This is a genomic window from Paenibacillus sp. BC26 (assembly GCF_900116125.1).
GTDB lineage: Bacteria > Bacillota > Bacilli > Paenibacillales > Paenibacillaceae > Paenibacillus_Z > Paenibacillus_Z lignilyticus.
In genome coordinates this window covers 192453-207870 of record NZ_FPAD01000001.1, presented here as the reverse complement: position 1 = coordinate 207870, position 15418 = coordinate 192453, and the positions used below count along the sequence as shown (strand labels likewise).

The following is a 15418-nucleotide window of genomic DNA, read 5'->3' as shown; positions in this document are numbered from 1 at the left end:
TCCCATTGTAACGAAAATCAACTCAAAAAAGAAGAGCAGCCCCTATGGCTCGGCGACTGCATACGCATTCTGCCTGGCCAACCGGACTGCTCCATCCGCTATGCGCGGACGCTGACGAATACTTTATCTTTGCCTTGGTACGAAATGACAGGGAATTTCACGCGCCATTTGCCGTTGCCAAGCGCGGTCACTTCATCCGGCGCGAAGCCGCGCGGCTCGAAGCTAAACTCTTGATCGTAATACACGAGCAGTTGAATCGTGTCATCCGGGAGCATACGGCGCAGCTCGTAGCCGGTGTTCAGTGCCCAAGTGCGCAAATCTTCGCTGGATGCATGACCGAACTGCATATAAATCGCCGGATCGATCACGGCAGTAACAACGAGCCATCCTTGCGCATCCCGTTTCACGTCCACTTGACCAAGCTCGGTTGTGCCGCCTGTGGTTTGCAGCTCCGCAAACTCATCCTTGATCAGCTTCTTAATCGTATCCGTTGATTCTCCTACCAGCGTTTTCGGAAGGGTAGGAGGCAGAAATTCGATCGTCTTCGGCGGCGTTTCTTCCAAATCGTATTTCAACATTAAGATATTCATAGAGGAGACCGCGAAATTCAAATCCGCCTGCGTGGTATCAATACCTGCAGCCGTAATCCCGATCAGCTCGCCGTAGTCATTAAACAAACCGCCGCCGGAGCTGCCATGATCGATTGGCACACTGATTTGATAATATTGCGCGCCATCAAAGGTAATGTTGCTGATGACGCCGTCAGAGATCGTATTTTGCAGACCCAGCGGACTGCCGATCGCTACGACATGATCCCCTTTGGATGCGCCGACACCGATATCAACGGGATCAACCTTAAGCGCCGTCTTCGTCTTCACGATAGCCAGATCGTAATTCTCGTTGTAGCCGACAACGCCTTGAATCTCCAGCTCCGTACCGTTCAGCAGCAGCGCGCTTCCTTTAGTCGCATCCGCGATGACATGATAATTGGTCAAAATCTCATCTTTCCCAATGACGACGCCGCTGCCTTGCGCAGTGTCCGTCATGATCATCACGACTTTATCATCGTTCTTCGCGACGATTTGTTTGGTTGTCATGAGAACCGGGTGTTTCTCTTGCGCTGCTTGCTCGTCCGCCTCCAGCTTCTGTTCGATGGCCTCGGCTGACGTGATGCGGATTACATGCTTCGCCTGATCGAACTGCACATCGGCTCCAAGCGCCTCTGCGATGAAACGAAGCGGCACCATCGTAGCGCCGTTCAACTGCTGCGGCGCTTGCGACAGCAGGATCGTTTTGCCATTCTTGATGGCTTTCTTATTGCCAAGCTGCAGGGAAATCGTAGTGCGTCCCTTAACAGCAATAATGGTCTTGGTCGTTGGTTCCCACGTTACACTCGCCTTTAACGCCGTAAAGATCGCCCGCATCGGAACGAAAGTCGTTCCCTTCAACGCGAGCGGCGAGGGGCTGATCGCCAGCTTCTTCCCGTCTACGAGGACGGAAGTGGTCTGGGTCGATTTAGCAGCGGCTGCGGCATAGGCTGCCGGGTTTGCTGCTGAGCCGGCTGTGGAGCTTGTCGCGAAGCTTGTTGCGGCTTCAGCTGTATTCACGTTCACGTTCATGGAGAATGGTGCTAATACAAGTCCTGCGGATAAGACGGATAAGAGCCATTTTTGCTTCAATTTCATAGTCAGACTCACGCGTGTTTCCTCCAATAATCCCTAAATCTTACATCAAACTATCGTATCATCCACCCTCTATTTTGTCTATCAAATGCCATTTGCTAGATGCTAGAAAACCATGGTGCTGCTTGAAAAACATGGTACTACTGAAGCTTGAAAATCATAGTGCTACTGCTGCTTGAACTCCGTCGGCGTAAGTCCCGTCTCCTCCTTGAAGTTCCGCGAAAAATAATGAACGCTCGCATAGCCCAGCCGTTCCGCAATAACCTCCATCTTGTCTCCGCTTAACAAGTAGTATTTGGCCTTACGAATCCGCTCGGAGATGAGATACTGCTTCGGGCTCTCGCCGGTGCATTTCCGGAATAGTGAGGAGAAGTAGATGACATGGTAGCCGCATAGCGCGGCAAGCTCGGCGACGCTCCAGTTCTTCTCCGGTTCTTTATTTATGGCATGCAGGGCCGGGTCGATCTTGCGCTGCTCTTGCGATTTTGGACGTTTCGTCAGTTGGTTCCGAACGATAACCGCCAGCAGCTCCGTCATGAGTGCGCGCATGACGATCGTGTAGCCGGGCTGTTCGTTTAGGTACTCTTTTACAATCCGCATCATGATGGGTTCAAGCCCCGGTATGGTGAAGAAAGGCGGCAGCTCCAGCTCGTCCTGGCCTGCAATTTCGAGCTTGTAGCTGCTTCGTCTGCTGGACAGAAGCGTCTCCTCACTGCAGCTCTCTATCGAAAAGGCCGGATGCACGGGCTCCAATGATGGACCGCGGTAGGTAAAATGGATGCCGATAAAGACGACCTCACTGGCTATCGTCAGCTTATGTGGACAATGGGGGCCATACAGCGCGCTGTCTCCCGGTCCCAGGATGCAGCGTTCTGATCCGATACGCACTTCAGCTTCTCCAGAGAGGATGTAGAACAGCTGGTAGTCCGGTATTATTCGGGGGCCAAACACCATTTGCGGATCTGCTTCGGCATGACTTGCGAAATTAACGGTAGGCAGCAGATCTTCGATCGCCCCGATCAAGTAATCGGAATGCGGCAGCGACATATGGGGATCGACTCCTTCATCACAATATTTGAAAAGTGCAAAGCCCTGTTGTGTATGTGTAAATACACCGCTTTCAATATGCCTTATGCTTAGCACATAGCAGTGAAGGAAAAGCAACTAACCAGGAGTCAGGGAGGAATCATTCTATGTTAAGTCAAGCACAAATCACGGAATTTGAAAACAACGGGTTTCTGAAAGGCGACGTCGTGCTCAGCGATTCGGAGGTTGAGGCGCTGCGCGAAGAATTGGATAAAGTCATGAGTGGCGAAACGGTGAAAAAGCCGGTTCTGAACCACAACATGCTATCATCGGACTCCCCTTACGACAATATGAAAATGATCGCGAGCGAGAAAGTCGTGCAAATCGTGAATATTTGGCTCGCGAGTGATCGGTTCTTGCAGCATGCCGCTCATCCGGTCATCTGCGAGGAGGTTGCACAGCTGTCGCATACCAATTCGTTGCGTATCTGGCATGATCAGATTCAATATAAGCCTCCGGTTACCGGCGGGCCGACTGCGTGGCATCAGGATCATCCGCTGTGGCCGATCATCCAGCCTGCCGATCTTGTGAGTGCCTGGGTCGCGCTTGATGATGCTGTCATCGAGAACGGCTGCATGTGGATGGTGCCGGGCAGCCACAAATGGGGTAACCACCAGCGATACCTCTCCAGCACGAAGGATTTCAAGCCGTTCCACAAGCGTCCGGAGATGCTGCCGAACAACGCCGTCGTCGAAGCGGTGCCTTTCGAAATCAAGAAAGGCCAAGTGGGCTACCACCACTGCCTGACCTGGCACGGCAGCCCGCATAACCGCTCCGACATGAAACGCCGCGCCATCGCGGTTCATTATATGCCGGGCCACACCCGCTACGAGCCCGTCGGCGAGCATGTCATGCTCTCTTATGTGAACGTCCAGCCGGGCGAGCTGCTGGTCGGTGAGCATTTTCCGGAGGTATACCGGAGGCAAGGGGTAGAGGTTTAAAAGATGGGAACCGAGGCGCTGTGCGCCTCGGTTTTTTTGTGTCGCCTGCGGCGGGGGCGGGGCGAGAGCTGGGGCGGTTTCATGTGCTGAGAGTGCGATTTGGGTACTCTTACCTTCCACCGTAGCCGATCCTGGGCGGTTTCGTGTGCTGAGAGTACCATTTTGGTACTCTCGCCTCTCGCCGTAGCCGATTCGGGGCGGTTTCGTGTGCTGAGAGTTCCATTTTGGAACTCTCGCATCCCGCCGTGGCTGATCCGGGGCGGTTTCGGGTGCTGAGAGTTCCATTTTGGCACTCTCACCTTCCGCCGTAGCCGATCTGGGGCGGTTTCGTGTGCTGAGAGTTCCATTTTGGAACTTTCACCTTCCGCCGTAGCCGATCTGGGGCGGTTTCGTGTGCTGAGAGTTCCATTTTGGTACTCTCACCTTCCGCCGTAGCCGATCTGGGGCGGTTTCGTGTGCTGAGAGTTCCATTTTGGAACTCTCGCTTCTCGCCGTAGCCGATCCGGGGCCGTTTCGTGTACTGAGAGTACGATTTTGATACTCTCACCTTCCGCCGTAGCCGATCTGGGGCGGTTTCGTGTGCTGAGAGTTCCATTTTGGTACTCCCGCTTTTCGCCGTAGCCGATCCGGGGCCGTTTCGTGTGCTGAGAGTTCCATTTTGGAACTCTCGCTTCTCGCCGTAGCCGATCCGGGGCCGTTTCGTGTACTGAGAGTGCGAATTTGATACTCTCAGCTTCCGCCGTAGCCGATTTGGGGCGGTTTCATGTGCTGAGAGTTCCATTTTGGAACTCTCGCCTCCCGCCGTGGCTGATCCGGGGCGGTTTCGGGTGCTGGGAGTTCCATTTTGGAACTCTCGCCTCCCGCCGTGGCTGATCCGGGGCGGTTTCGGGTGCTGAGAGTCGGTTTTTCCGACTCTCAGCTTCGTTTTTCTGTGATCTCGCCACTGAGAGTCGGATTTCCCTACTCTCAGGATCGAACGATAGGTAGTTTGAGGTTTAACGTACTCTGAGAGTCGGTTTTCCCGACTCTCGACTTCGTTTTTCTGCGATTTTGCATCAGAGAGTCGGATTTTCCCACTCTCAGGCTCGGACAATGGCTATTGAGATAGTAGGTGTGCTCAGAGTCTGGTTATTTCTAGCTACTATGACTGCGCGGTCCACATTGAGAGCGGTATAGCCACTTATATGCTCCACTTCGACCTCGTTTGTTTGATATAAGCGGTATATCCGCTTAAGCCCTCCGGAACGGCATATTTAGTCTAGTTTCGGCGATTGTGCAGCATCTTTAGCGGTATTGCCACTTATCTGCTCCACTTCGACCTCGTTTGTTTGATATAAGCGGTATATCCGCTTAAGCCCTCCGGAACGGCATATTTAGTCTAGTTTCGGCGATTGTGCAGCATCTTTAGCGGTATTGCCACTTATGTGCTCCATTCGACCTCGTTTGGTTAATATAAGCGGTATATCAGCTTATATCCCTCCAGAACGGCTATTTAGTCTATTTTCGGCGATTGTGCAGCATCTTTAGCGGCATTGCCGCAAATGTGCTCCACTTCGACCTCGTTTGGTTGCTATCTAGCGTTATATCCGATATCAGCATCCCATTTCTGCGAACTCACTCATACGATCAACCATTTCGAGCATCCTAGACGACACTTCGCACAGGAATCGTCCACGCGGGCAATGCTTTATTTGTATGACCGCGTTTCTTTCGGTATAGTAAAATGAATATACAATTCGTACTAGGAGCGTTTATAGATGGATAACAAGCAACAACCAAGATCGCCTAAACAAAAATCGAATGCCGGAAACAGGCAGTCCGCGGCATTCGGTAAATCCGGATCGGGAGCATCGCGCTATTCCGCAGGCACATCCGCTTCGCACAGCAAGCCCGGCTTCGCCGCAGACTCGCGCAGCGCTTCCGCTTCGCGCGGCAAAACCGGCTTCGCCGCAGACTCGCGCAGCGCTTCCGCTTCGCGCGGCAAGCCCGGCTTCGCCGCAGACTCGCGCGGCGCGCGCGGCAACGCCGGTGCCGCCAGAGCGGCGGCAGCGCCGCGCCAAGCTGCGCCGGCGCCGAGCCGCAGCTACCCCGTGCAAGAAAACGCCGAGCTGCTGGCGTTTTTGCTGCAAAGCGTAAAAGGCGAAGGCCGCAACGCCATCAAGGCGATGCTGAGCCGCGGCCAAATCGCGGTAGACGGCAAGACGCAGAAGGTGTTCAACTATGCGTTGAAGCCTGGGCAAACGGTGACCGTCTCCAAAGAGCGCATCGTCGAAGCGCCACCGCTGATTGGGCTGTCGATTCTTTTTGAGGATGATGATCTCATCGTCGTGGTGAAGGAAGCAGGCCTGCTGTCCATCGCCTCCGATCAAGAGTCGGAGCTGACGGCTTATCGCCAGCTAACCGCACATGTCCGCCTGACGGATCCAAGCAATCGAATCTTCGTTGTCCATCGCCTTGACCGCGACACTTCCGGCGTCATGATGTTCGCTAAGAGCGAGCACGTACAGCAAGAGTTGCAGAATACTTGGCAGGACACGGTGAAAGAACGCACTTACATCGCGCTCGTCGAAGGACAAGTCAAGAAGCAGGAAGGCACCATTTCGTCGTATCTCAAAGAGAGCAAGACGCTCAAAATGTACTCCACCTCCAATCCGACCGACGCCCAGCACGCCGTAACGCATTACAAAGTGCTGCAGAGCAACCGGAACTACTCCCTGCTCGAGGTATCGCTCGAAACCGGCCGCAAAAATCAAATCCGCGTCCACATGGAAGACATCGGACATCCGATTGTCGGCGATAAGAAGTATGGTTCCAAATCCAGAGCCATTCCTCGCCTTGGCCTCCATGCGCGGCTCTTAGCTTTCTTGCATCCGTCGACCGGCAAGCTGGTTCGCTTCGAAACCGATATTCCGAAGCTCTTCTTGAATCCGTTCAAGGACGGCTTCATTCCCAAATAAAAGGAGGCAGCCCTCCGTGTCCAAAGCAGACAACATGCTGGCCATCCTGTGGCTGCTCAAAGCAAATAAACGAATGACCGCCAAGCAGCTGGCAGACTCGCTCGAGATGCACATCCGAACCGTATACAGGTACATCGATGCGCTCTGTGCGAGCGGCGTTCCGATTGTGGCCGATTCCGGCCATAATGGCGGGTACAGCCTGCTTGAGCATTTTAAGGAATCGCCGCTCTTCTTCGATCTCGAGGAGCAAAAGGCGCTCATTCATGCCGCACTCTTCGCACAGGAAGCGGGTTATCCCTACGGTGACGTGCTGAAACAGGCCGTTACAAAATTAAAACGCTACACCAATGAGGCGCAGCGCAGCGAAATTGAACGGCATATGGTCGGGTTCGAGGTGGTCAATCCATCCGCACCCCCATCGAATATCGAGGGTTTCCTGCAACAGCTGGAGCAATCCGTCGCAAGCTGCACGACGCAGCACATGGTCTATCAGAAGGGCTATGGTCTGGATGAACAGGAACGCTCCATTGACCCTTACGGCCTCGTGCATTGGAGAGGCAAATGGTACATCATCGCCCACTGCCATCTCCGGCAAGCCACGCGCAGCTTCCGTGTGGACCGCATTATGGCGCTAAACGGAACGGACAACGTATTCGAACGTCCGGAAGCATTCTCGGCACGTTCTTTTCTGCTCCGGAATTTAAAGCGACAACCCGAAGGCGAAGACCAGCTCATCCCCATTGTGATTAAGGGCAATTTGCAAGCTCTGAATGCACTTTGCGAAATGTGGTTGTTCAGCGAAGCGCTCGTCGATCGTTCCGTCGATACCGCCCGCTTTATGATCGAAAATCATTTGCTCCAAACCTACGTCCCCTATCACCTGCTCAGCTTCGGAACGCGCATTCAAGTGCTGGAGCCGATGCAGCTGCAAGAGCGGCTGGTTGAAATCGCCGGCAAGCTTCTTCAGCACCATTCCCGTTAATGCGCCCTGCTTGCAGCTTGATACTCATCGAGCTGTGCAGCGGGCTGCATGACCGGTCCCCCATGACAAATCTCCAATCGTTTCGGCTTCAGCTGCCGCACGATTTCGCTGCTGCGAACCGCTTCGGCCATATCTGCCGTAAACATCGCCATCGGCTTGCGCAAACGCCCTTTCTTCGAAGTAAATAAATCTCCCGCCAGCAGCATGCCATCTTGCTTGTGAAAAAACACGACATGCCCAGGTGCATGACCCGGCGTGTGATAAACGCTCAAGCTTCCAATATCGGCGAGTTCACCGCCTTCCTCATCAAGCGGCTTTGCCAATCCTGCTTTTACCGACTGCGCTGCTTTCTTACGCCCCGGATACGGTTGGTTCCCCTCCATGTACGGAAACTCAATTTCATGCGCATATACTTCGGCATCCGGGTAACGAGCCAGTAATCCCGTAATCGCACCAACATGGTCCGAATGCCCATGGGTAAGTACTATACGTTTAAGCGGTCCTGCCTGCAATTGATCTATAAAAGAAATAATACCCTTGGTCATGAGCGGAATACCCGCATCCACCAACGTAACGCCATCTTCCTCACGTACCACCCATACCCGCAAAGGGATAACCATCCATGTCCGTAAACACCATACATGCTCAGAAATTTGCTCGGATTTCATACTTCATATCCACTCCTATTCCCACTTTTCTACCCCGCTGCGAATTTCAATAACCAACGGTTACTAACCACTGGTTATAATATATGCCCCGACTCCCTTTCTGTCAATACCATTTCTCCCGTCTTCATAAAACGACATATTTCGATATATGGAGGAATTGTAAAGAATCGCGAGAAAAGCTGAGATAATAGGCAAATATCACGACAGGAAGGCATTATTTTGATTTTTCTGAATATTTACATAATAGGCTAATTGCCTGTACACTAAGGTCAGATCAAACAAGCAGCTCGCCCCCAAGCCGAGAGGTTCGGGAAGAGAAGAAAGCTGGTTGATCGAGAAGATCTCCACTTTCTCTGAGAGGGGATAGTCCATTGAAGAAGGTTAGCGAAGTATGTCCCTCAATGATTCGGGAAAGGAGTTATCCGGTATAGTTGTTTTCGGGGCATGCGGGAAACGGTGAGCAAAGTCGGATAATACGGTCAATGGTCAGGTTAAGCTTTTCGGTCCAAAGCGAGATTTACAGCATAACAAATTTGAAAATGAGGATCCATCAACAGTAAGAGCAAGATCAGCGTAAAATGTGATTAGCAACGGTTGTTGTTTGGAAAATGGAATGGAGTGCAGTATCCAATTGAATAGGAATGGTTCGTATGGATAGGGATTTCGGTTGTCATAGACAAGCGAAATCCCTATTATATTGCGTTCTCAGCGAGATCCGAATCCTGGCATGCCTATTTTTCAAGTTGCGGATTGACATGTTCATCTAATTAGATTATCTTCTAATTAGATGTTTATCTAATATATAACGAAAAGGCAGGCTACAACCATGATGCAGCTTGATAAGATTGTGAACTATCATAAGGCACTCGCTGATCCTACTCGCATCCGGATGCTTATTTTGCTCGCGGAAGGCGAAATGACCGGACAATTGCTCGCGGAGAAATTATGCCTATCCCCCGCCACCATCACGCATCATGCCGCCAAACTGCGGGCCGTCAGCCTCATTCACGAGCGCCGCGACAAGAATGCGATTTTCTTCTCGCTGGATCATTATTTTCTACGGCAATATGAAGGCTCGCTGCAAGCTATCCTTGCGCGGCCGGCAACGAATGAAACGAAGGAGATCGAACCGATGGATGAGAAAAACGAACGATTGAAGCAGTCTGTCCTGCGCAATTTCACGACTGCAGATGGTAAGCTAAAGCATATCCCCGCTCAACTGAAGAAGAAACGAATCGTGCTGGAGCACTTAGCGCAGCAGCTCGAGGAAGGCAGAAGCTATACGGAGAAGGAACTTAACGAGTTTATCAAACAGTTCCATCCCGACTTCGCTACCATTCGGCGCGAGTTCATCATGCATGCATACTTGTATCGCGAGCAGGAAGTGTATGAACGGAACCCGCAAGAAATGTGGGAGCGCTGGGAAACGTTATCCTAATCTAATCTAATCTAATTTAATCAAAGATAAGTTAATCCATTCCATCTATCTAGGAGGACCTTTTACCGATGAACAATCATTCGAACGACCATAACGAGCCATCTGGCATGGCCAAGACACCGGAGCCTCCATATTACGCCGTCATCTTCACCTCTCTCCGGACAACCGGGGACAATGGCTATGGCGATATGGCAGAGCAGATGGGCAAGCTCGCATCCGTACAGCCGGGTTTCCTTGGCGTTGAGAGCGCACGCGACAGCGATGGAATCGGCATCACCGTATCCTACTGGGAATCCCTCGATGCCATTAAGAATTGGAAAGCCAATCCCCTCCACCTAACCGCACAGGATAAAGGAAGAACAGACTGGTATGCCTCCTACAGCGTACGAATCAGCCGCGTGGAGCGTCAATATTTTTTCTAGAAACAAGGTGAAATACAACAAAAGGGCCGCCCGGCGAATCGTTGCAGATTCCATCCGAGCAGCCCTATTTATTTATTCTCCGGCAATGCTGTTCTCTTTCAAAATAACGTCATGCGCGCCGCCCTCAATGATGCTCGTCGCTGAAACCAGCGTAATCCGTGCATTCTGCTGCAGCTCTGCGATTGTAAGGGAACCGCAGTTGCACATGGTCGATTTGATTTTGTGAATCGTCTTGCTCAAGTTCTCATGCAAGCTGCCCGCGTAAGGAACGTAAGAATCTACGCCTTCCTCGAACATCAGGCCCGCTTTGCCGCCGGTGTCGTAACGCTCCCAGTTGCGTGCACGGTTGGAGCCTTCGCCCCAGAACTCTTTTACAAAGTTGTTGCCGACCTTCAGCTTGCGCGTCGGGCTCTCATCGAAACGGGCAAAATAACGGCCCATCATGACGAAGTCCGCACCCATAGCGAGCGCCAGCGTGATGTGATAGTCATGCACGATACCGCCGTCAGAACAGATCGGCACATAGATGCCGGTTTGTTGGAAGTACTCATCGCGGGCTGCAGCAACCTCGATCATCGCCGAAGCTTGTCCGCGGCCAATCCCCTTCTGTTCGCGCGTGATGCAGATGGATCCGCCGCCGATGCCGACTTTAATAAAGTCCGCGCCAGCTTCTACCAGGTACAAGAAACCTTCGCGGTCAACTACGTTACCTGCGCCGATCTTCACGTCGGAATTCGATTTCACGAAATCAATCGTTTCCTTCTGCCATTCCGAGTAGCCGTCGGAGGAATCGATAACGAGCACATCCACGCCTGCAGCAACAAGTGCCGGTACACGTTCCGCGTAGTCCTTCGTGTTGATACCCGCCCCTACGATGTAACTCTTATTCGTATCCAGCAGCTCGGACGGATTTTCTTTATGCTCATCATAATCCTTACGGAAAACCAAATAATCCAAATTGCCCTGCTCGTCTACAACAGGCAGACAGTTCAGCTTATGATCCCAAATCAGATCATTTGCTTCCGAAAGCGTAATGCCCGATTTGCCGTAAATCAGCTTCGAGAACGGGGTCATGAACTCGCTAACCGTCTTGGACTGCGAGTCCCGGCTGATGCGATAATCACGGCCCGTTACGATGCCAACCAGCTTGCCTTTCGGCGAACCGTCGCTTGTAATCGCCACAGTAGAATGACCTGTACGCTCTTTGAGCTCCAGCACATCCTTCAGCGTATGCTCCGGCGTCAGGTTCGAGCGGCTGACAACGAAGCCCGCCTTATAGCTTTTCGCTCTGCGCACCATCTCCGCTTGTCCTTCCACGGACTGGGAGCCGTAAATAAACGAGATACCGCCGCTGCGCGCGAGCGCAACAGCCATGCGATCGTCGGAAACGGCCTGCATAACAGCGGATGAGAACGGAATATTCAACGAATAGGCCGGCTTCTCGCCTTTCTTGAACTTCACGATCGGAGTCTTGAGATTCACGTTTGAAGGATTGCAATCCTTCGTTGTCAAATTCGGCACCAGCAGAAATTCGCTAAAGGTGCGGGATGGTTCCATGTAATAATGAGCCAAAGATGTCGCCTCCTGCAATCCAATTCCGGATAAATTCTTACAAGCATATCACAGCGATTTAAATCGCGCAATGGAAGTTGTCGCTTCCTGCTTTACTCCAGTATTTCAACGACGATCACCCCGAAAAGGTTGCTACTTCGCCGCTTCAAGCAGCGAAACCGCTTTGATTCGTTGCGGATCCTCTTTATCGAATTTGTTCGTCAGCATCACCATCATCCGATAAGCAGCCTTATCGTTCATCGTTCCGGTCTGCGGCAGCTTCTCATTGGCTTGGAAGCTGCGTACGGCTGCAGCTGTATCGGCATCATAGATTCCTTTGCCGGCACCTACCGCATAACCGAGCACTTGCAGCATGCTTTGCACCGTCTGCACCTTGTCGCCATAATCGCCAATCCCCAGCTTTAAGCCGGCTGCAAGGCGTGGCAGCTGCGCATAATCCGGAGCTGCAACCACATAACCGGGCTCGATGCCCTTCTTATGAATCCATTGGCCATCCGGTGAACGCCACTGCGCCTCCGTCAGCTTAAGCACGGAACCGTCCTTCAACTGGCGGAAGTTCTGTACGATACCTTTACCGAACGTTTTCTGCCCTACGACTTTGGCACCGGCCGTTGCTTTAAGTGCCGCAGTCAGCACCTCGGCAGAGCTTGCCGTGTGCGCATCCACAAGAATCGCAATCGGCAGCTTCCATGGCTCTTTCTGCTTCGATTGATGAGTGATGACGCGTGTCTCGCCTTTATACACCACTTGTACGATCGTTTTCCCCTTCGGCACAAACCGATTGGCAATCGTGATCGTTGGCTCCAGCAGTCCGCCCGGGTTACCGCGAAGATCGAGCAGAAGCGACTTCATCCCTTTCTTCTGCAGGGCTTCTATCGCAGCGTTAAATTCATTGGCCGTCTTCTCCGCGAACCGGCTGATGGTGATTTCACCGACTCCGTCAGGCAGCATGTTCGAAGTAACCGTAAGCACCGGAACGGCGCCGCGCACAACAGATATGGCAAGCGGTTTACTCGAACCCTCGCGCTCCACCGTCAGCTTCGCGGTTGTTCCTTCTTTGCCTTGCACCAGCTCCTTCAGCTTTGTTAAGTCGAGTCCCTTGGCCGAGGTCCCGTCAATAGAGACAAACACATCGCCGGCCTTCAAGCCGGACTTCTCCGCCGGAGCGGTCTTAATCAATTTATCGATGATAAATCGGCCATCTTCCTCACGAATTTCAACGCCGATCCCGACAAAATGATCCTCATACGAGCTTATGTATTGCTCCCCTCGATCTCCCGTTAAATAAACCGAATATGGATCGCCTAGCGAGCCGACCATGCCTTCCGCAGCGCCGTCGACAAGCGCCTTCGAATCCGCGCCTTCCAAGTAACGATTCATGATTTCTTTATACGCGTAAGATAAATTGCGAAATGCAGGCTCCTTCATAATGGGGTATTGAAGCAGCATGCTGAACCTTCCCCCTGCAAATCCGACCACTACCGCCACTGTCAGCAGTACAGCCATGGATACCCGCCGCCGCTGTTTTACCGCTTTCTCACCATAAATACTCACCCAAACACCTCTTCCAAAATGAACCTGTAACTCACTCTATCGCATTCGAGCGGCTGTCGCAAGTTCCTTCCCGGCAAAGCAAAAAGACGTTCCCGCCCACATGAATCAGACCTCATTGCCGCATCGCCGCAGCAGTCTGTTCGTGCAAGGGAACGCCTTGAATTTCGGTTGCGTTGCAGCGCTACAGCGCCGCTTTCTCTGTAAGCAGGTTCAGCCAATCGCGTTCGGCATCGGATAGCGTCACCGGCAATGCCTTGAGGCTGTCTTGAAGCTCGCTCGGCTTATGCGGTCCGATAATGGCCGCTACCGGGAATGGCTGATTCAGTACATAAGCCAGAGCAATATGATTCGCGGTTACGCCGTATTTCTCCGCCAGCAGCGTCGCCCTGCGCTTGCGCTCCCAGTTCTCGGCGTTGTAATTGACGCGCACCATCTCCGCATCCTCGCGATTATCTTCGGAATAACGGTCCGTGAAGAATCCGCCGGATTGCGAAGACCAAGATAAGATCGGCAGCTGTGACTTCTCATGCCAAGCTTCGTCCTCTGCGCTTGTCGTTACACAGCCTGCCCAGCGCGCTTCATTAGGCCTTGCCAGCGCCAAATTCGGACTGCTGCAAGCGAAGCCCGTCATCCCGTGTTTGGCTGCATAGGCATTGGCTTCTTGAATGCGAGCTACGCTCCAGTTGGATGCCCCGATTGCACGGCAGCGACCGGCGGCCAGCTGATCATTCAGCCCTTCCAGAATGTAACCGACGTTCACATTCGGATCGTCGCGATGAAGCATGTACATATCCATATAATCCGTCTGCAGCCGCTCAAGCGACTCCAACAAGTCACTTTGAATGCAGGTTTTGGTCATACGGGATTGTTCGTAAGGATGTGCGCCTTTCCCGATGATGACGATCTCGCTGCGGTTCCCGCGATCCGCCATCCATTGTCCGATAGCCTGCGCCGAGCTCACGCCGTAAATATGCCCGGTATCAATAGCGTTGCCGCCGGCAGCTACATAAGCGTCAAGCAGCTCACCGGAGTAATCCATACGATCAATGTTAAGCATCATCGAGCCTTGAATAAGCTGCGTAACGCCCTGCTCAATGCCTGCAATTGCAATTCGTTTCATAGTCGTCATCGTTATGCGCTCCTTCATATCGTTATATTGATCATTATAGTAAAGGATTTCACTTTCAAAAATCGAAATATATTGCATGGACTACAACGATATTGCTCATTCAAGGAGTGTACCCATGGCTAAGCATCATTTGACGCTTCCGCTGCTGCGGAGGAATAGGTTCTATTGTTTTCCGGAGTCCGCCGGCTATTATGAACATAATAAAGGTCATGATGTACGTCGCGCGGCAGGTATGCTGCAGGAATTCAACCTGCATCTGGTCACCTCAGGCAAAGGCTACGTCGAGCATGACGGGCAGCGCTGCGAGCTGAGCGCAGGGGATGCCTTCCTATATTTCCCGGGCGATAAACAGGCGTACTTCGCCGACGATGAGCAGCCATGGGACATCAAGTGGATTCATTTCTACGGCAACGGTATTCTTGCCGATCTGACCGAGCGTGGCTTCCATCGTTCAATAGGATGGCGATTACGATCGCCTCTAGGGCTCGAGAGCTTAATTGATGAGCTCCTGGACGAAATCAACCGGCACAAAATGCTGCATCCCAGCCGCATTTCCATGCTGATGTACGGCATTATCGCGGAATTCATCGAGCAGGCCGAGCCCATTGCGGCTCCGAGCACCGGGGCATCCGCGATTGAACGGATGCTGAAGCTGCTGCCTGAGCTGCAAGCGGCCGCGGCCGAACCATTCGACCTCGATGAATGGGCAGCGCGCGCCGGAACGAATCGATTCGCGTTCTGCAGATGGTTTCGCCGCGCCGCCGGTCAAACGCCGCTCGAATTCGTGACGATGTGCCGCATCCAGCGGGCTAAGCAGCTTCTCGTCGAACAACAGGACCTCAGCGTGAACGAGGTGGCGAGGTTGTCGGGGTACGTTCATCCGAGTTATTTTAACAAGCGCTTTCAAGAAAGCGAGAACATGACGCCGACTTCCTATCGTCAGCAATTTACAATGTCGACATAGGGATAAGGGTTGTTCCAGCCTCT

The 15418-nt window shown here is 52.6% G+C and carries 12 protein-coding genes; 6 read left to right on the top strand and 6 right to left on the bottom strand.

Annotation, left to right across the window (positions count from 1 at the left end):
• Nucleotides 1-98 precede the first annotated feature (98 nt).
• Nucleotides 99-1697 carry a stalk domain-containing protein gene (locus BM412_RS00950; protein WP_091212611.1) on the bottom strand — a complete coding sequence of 533 codons (1599 nt, stop codon included), beginning with the start codon at nt 1695-1697 and terminating at the stop codon, nt 99-101.
• Nucleotides 1698-1847: 150 nt separating this feature from the next.
• A complete protein-coding gene (locus BM412_RS00945) occupies nt 1848-2729 on the bottom strand; it encodes a helix-turn-helix transcriptional regulator (RefSeq protein ID WP_091212608.1) in 882 nt (293 codons plus the stop codon).
• A 146-nt stretch (nt 2730-2875) separates the two neighbouring features.
• Here BM412_RS00945 and BM412_RS00940 point away from each other — a divergent pair, with 146 nt between their 5' ends.
• The 3 genes from BM412_RS00940 (at nt 2876) to BM412_RS00925 (ending at nt 7648) form a co-directional block, all read left to right on the top strand.
• A complete protein-coding gene (locus BM412_RS00940) occupies nt 2876-3709 on the top strand; it encodes a phytanoyl-CoA dioxygenase family protein (RefSeq protein WP_091212605.1) in 834 nt (277 codons plus the stop codon).
• A 1757-nt stretch (nt 3710-5466) separates the two neighbouring features.
• Nucleotides 5467-6666 carry an RluA family pseudouridine synthase gene (locus BM412_RS00930; protein WP_091212600.1) on the top strand — a complete coding sequence of 400 codons (1200 nt, stop codon included), beginning with the start codon at nt 5467-5469 and terminating at the stop codon, nt 6664-6666.
• Nucleotides 6667-6682: 16 nt separating this feature from the next.
• Nucleotides 6683-7648: a helix-turn-helix transcriptional regulator gene (locus BM412_RS00925; protein ID WP_091212597.1), complete on the top strand. Its 966-nt coding sequence runs from the start codon at nt 6683-6685 to the stop codon at nt 7646-7648.
• On the opposite strand, the gene BM412_RS00920 is transcribed toward BM412_RS00925, so the two are convergent.
• Nucleotides 7645-8316 (bottom strand): MBL fold metallo-hydrolase, encoded by a 672-nt coding sequence (locus BM412_RS00920; RefSeq protein WP_091212594.1) that lies wholly within the window; start codon nt 8314-8316, stop codon nt 7645-7647. The genes BM412_RS00925 and BM412_RS00920 overlap by 4 nt on opposite strands.
• 829 nt (nt 8317-9145) lie before the next feature.
• On the opposite strand from BM412_RS00920, the gene BM412_RS00915 reads away from it, so the two are divergent.
• Together BM412_RS00915 and BM412_RS00910 are read left to right on the top strand one after the other, a co-directional pair.
• A complete protein-coding gene (locus BM412_RS00915) occupies nt 9146-9754 on the top strand; it encodes a DUF2087 domain-containing protein (RefSeq protein WP_091220057.1) in 609 nt (202 codons plus the stop codon).
• A gap of 68 nt (nt 9755-9822) precedes the next feature.
• Nucleotides 9823-10176: an antibiotic biosynthesis monooxygenase family protein gene (locus BM412_RS00910; RefSeq protein ID WP_091212591.1), complete on the top strand. Its 354-nt coding sequence runs from the start codon at nt 9823-9825 to the stop codon at nt 10174-10176.
• A gap of 72 nt (nt 10177-10248) precedes the next feature.
• Here BM412_RS00910 and BM412_RS00905 read toward each other — a convergent pair whose 3' ends face one another.
• From BM412_RS00905 to BM412_RS00895, 3 genes are all read right to left on the bottom strand, one after another.
• Nucleotides 10249-11748 (bottom strand): IMP dehydrogenase, encoded by a 1500-nt coding sequence (locus BM412_RS00905; RefSeq protein ID WP_091212588.1) that lies wholly within the window; start codon nt 11746-11748, stop codon nt 10249-10251.
• 132 nt (nt 11749-11880) lie between these two features.
• Nucleotides 11881-13302, bottom strand: coding sequence for a S41 family peptidase (locus tag BM412_RS00900; protein WP_256256064.1), 1422 nt, complete (start codon nt 13300-13302; stop codon nt 11881-11883).
• 181 nt (nt 13303-13483) lie between these two features.
• Nucleotides 13484-14431, bottom strand: a complete 948-nt coding sequence (locus BM412_RS00895) for an aldo/keto reductase (protein WP_371264688.1) — start codon at nt 14429-14431, stop codon at nt 13484-13486.
• Between the two features lie 115 nt (nt 14432-14546).
• On the opposite strand from BM412_RS00895, the gene BM412_RS00890 reads away from it, so the two are divergent.
• Nucleotides 14547-15395 carry a helix-turn-helix transcriptional regulator gene (locus BM412_RS00890; protein ID WP_177245596.1) on the top strand — a complete coding sequence of 283 codons (849 nt, stop codon included), beginning with the start codon at nt 14547-14549 and terminating at the stop codon, nt 15393-15395.
• Nucleotides 15396-15418 lie beyond the last annotated feature (23 nt).

Coding starts and splice junctions, on each gene's coding strand:
- BM412_RS00940 (WP_091212605.1), top strand. CDS start 2,876: ATGTTAAGTCAAGCACAAATCACGGAATTTGAAAACAACGGGTTTCTG.
- BM412_RS00945 (WP_091212608.1), bottom strand. CDS start 2,729: ATGTCGCTGCCGCATTCCGATTACTTGATCGGGGCGATCGAAGATCTG.
- BM412_RS00895 (WP_371264688.1), bottom strand. CDS start 14,431: ATGACGACTATGAAACGAATTGCAATTGCAGGCATTGAGCAGGGCGTT.
- BM412_RS00890 (WP_177245596.1), top strand. CDS start 14,547: ATGGCTAAGCATCATTTGACGCTTCCGCTGCTGCGGAGGAATAGGTTC.
- BM412_RS00920 (WP_091212594.1), bottom strand. CDS start 8,316: ATGAAATCCGAGCAAATTTCTGAGCATGTATGGTGTTTACGGACATGG.
- BM412_RS00915 (WP_091220057.1), top strand. CDS start 9,146: ATGCAGCTTGATAAGATTGTGAACTATCATAAGGCACTCGCTGATCCT.
- BM412_RS00930 (WP_091212600.1), top strand. CDS start 5,467: ATGGATAACAAGCAACAACCAAGATCGCCTAAACAAAAATCGAATGCC.
- BM412_RS00910 (WP_091212591.1), top strand. CDS start 9,823: ATGAACAATCATTCGAACGACCATAACGAGCCATCTGGCATGGCCAAG.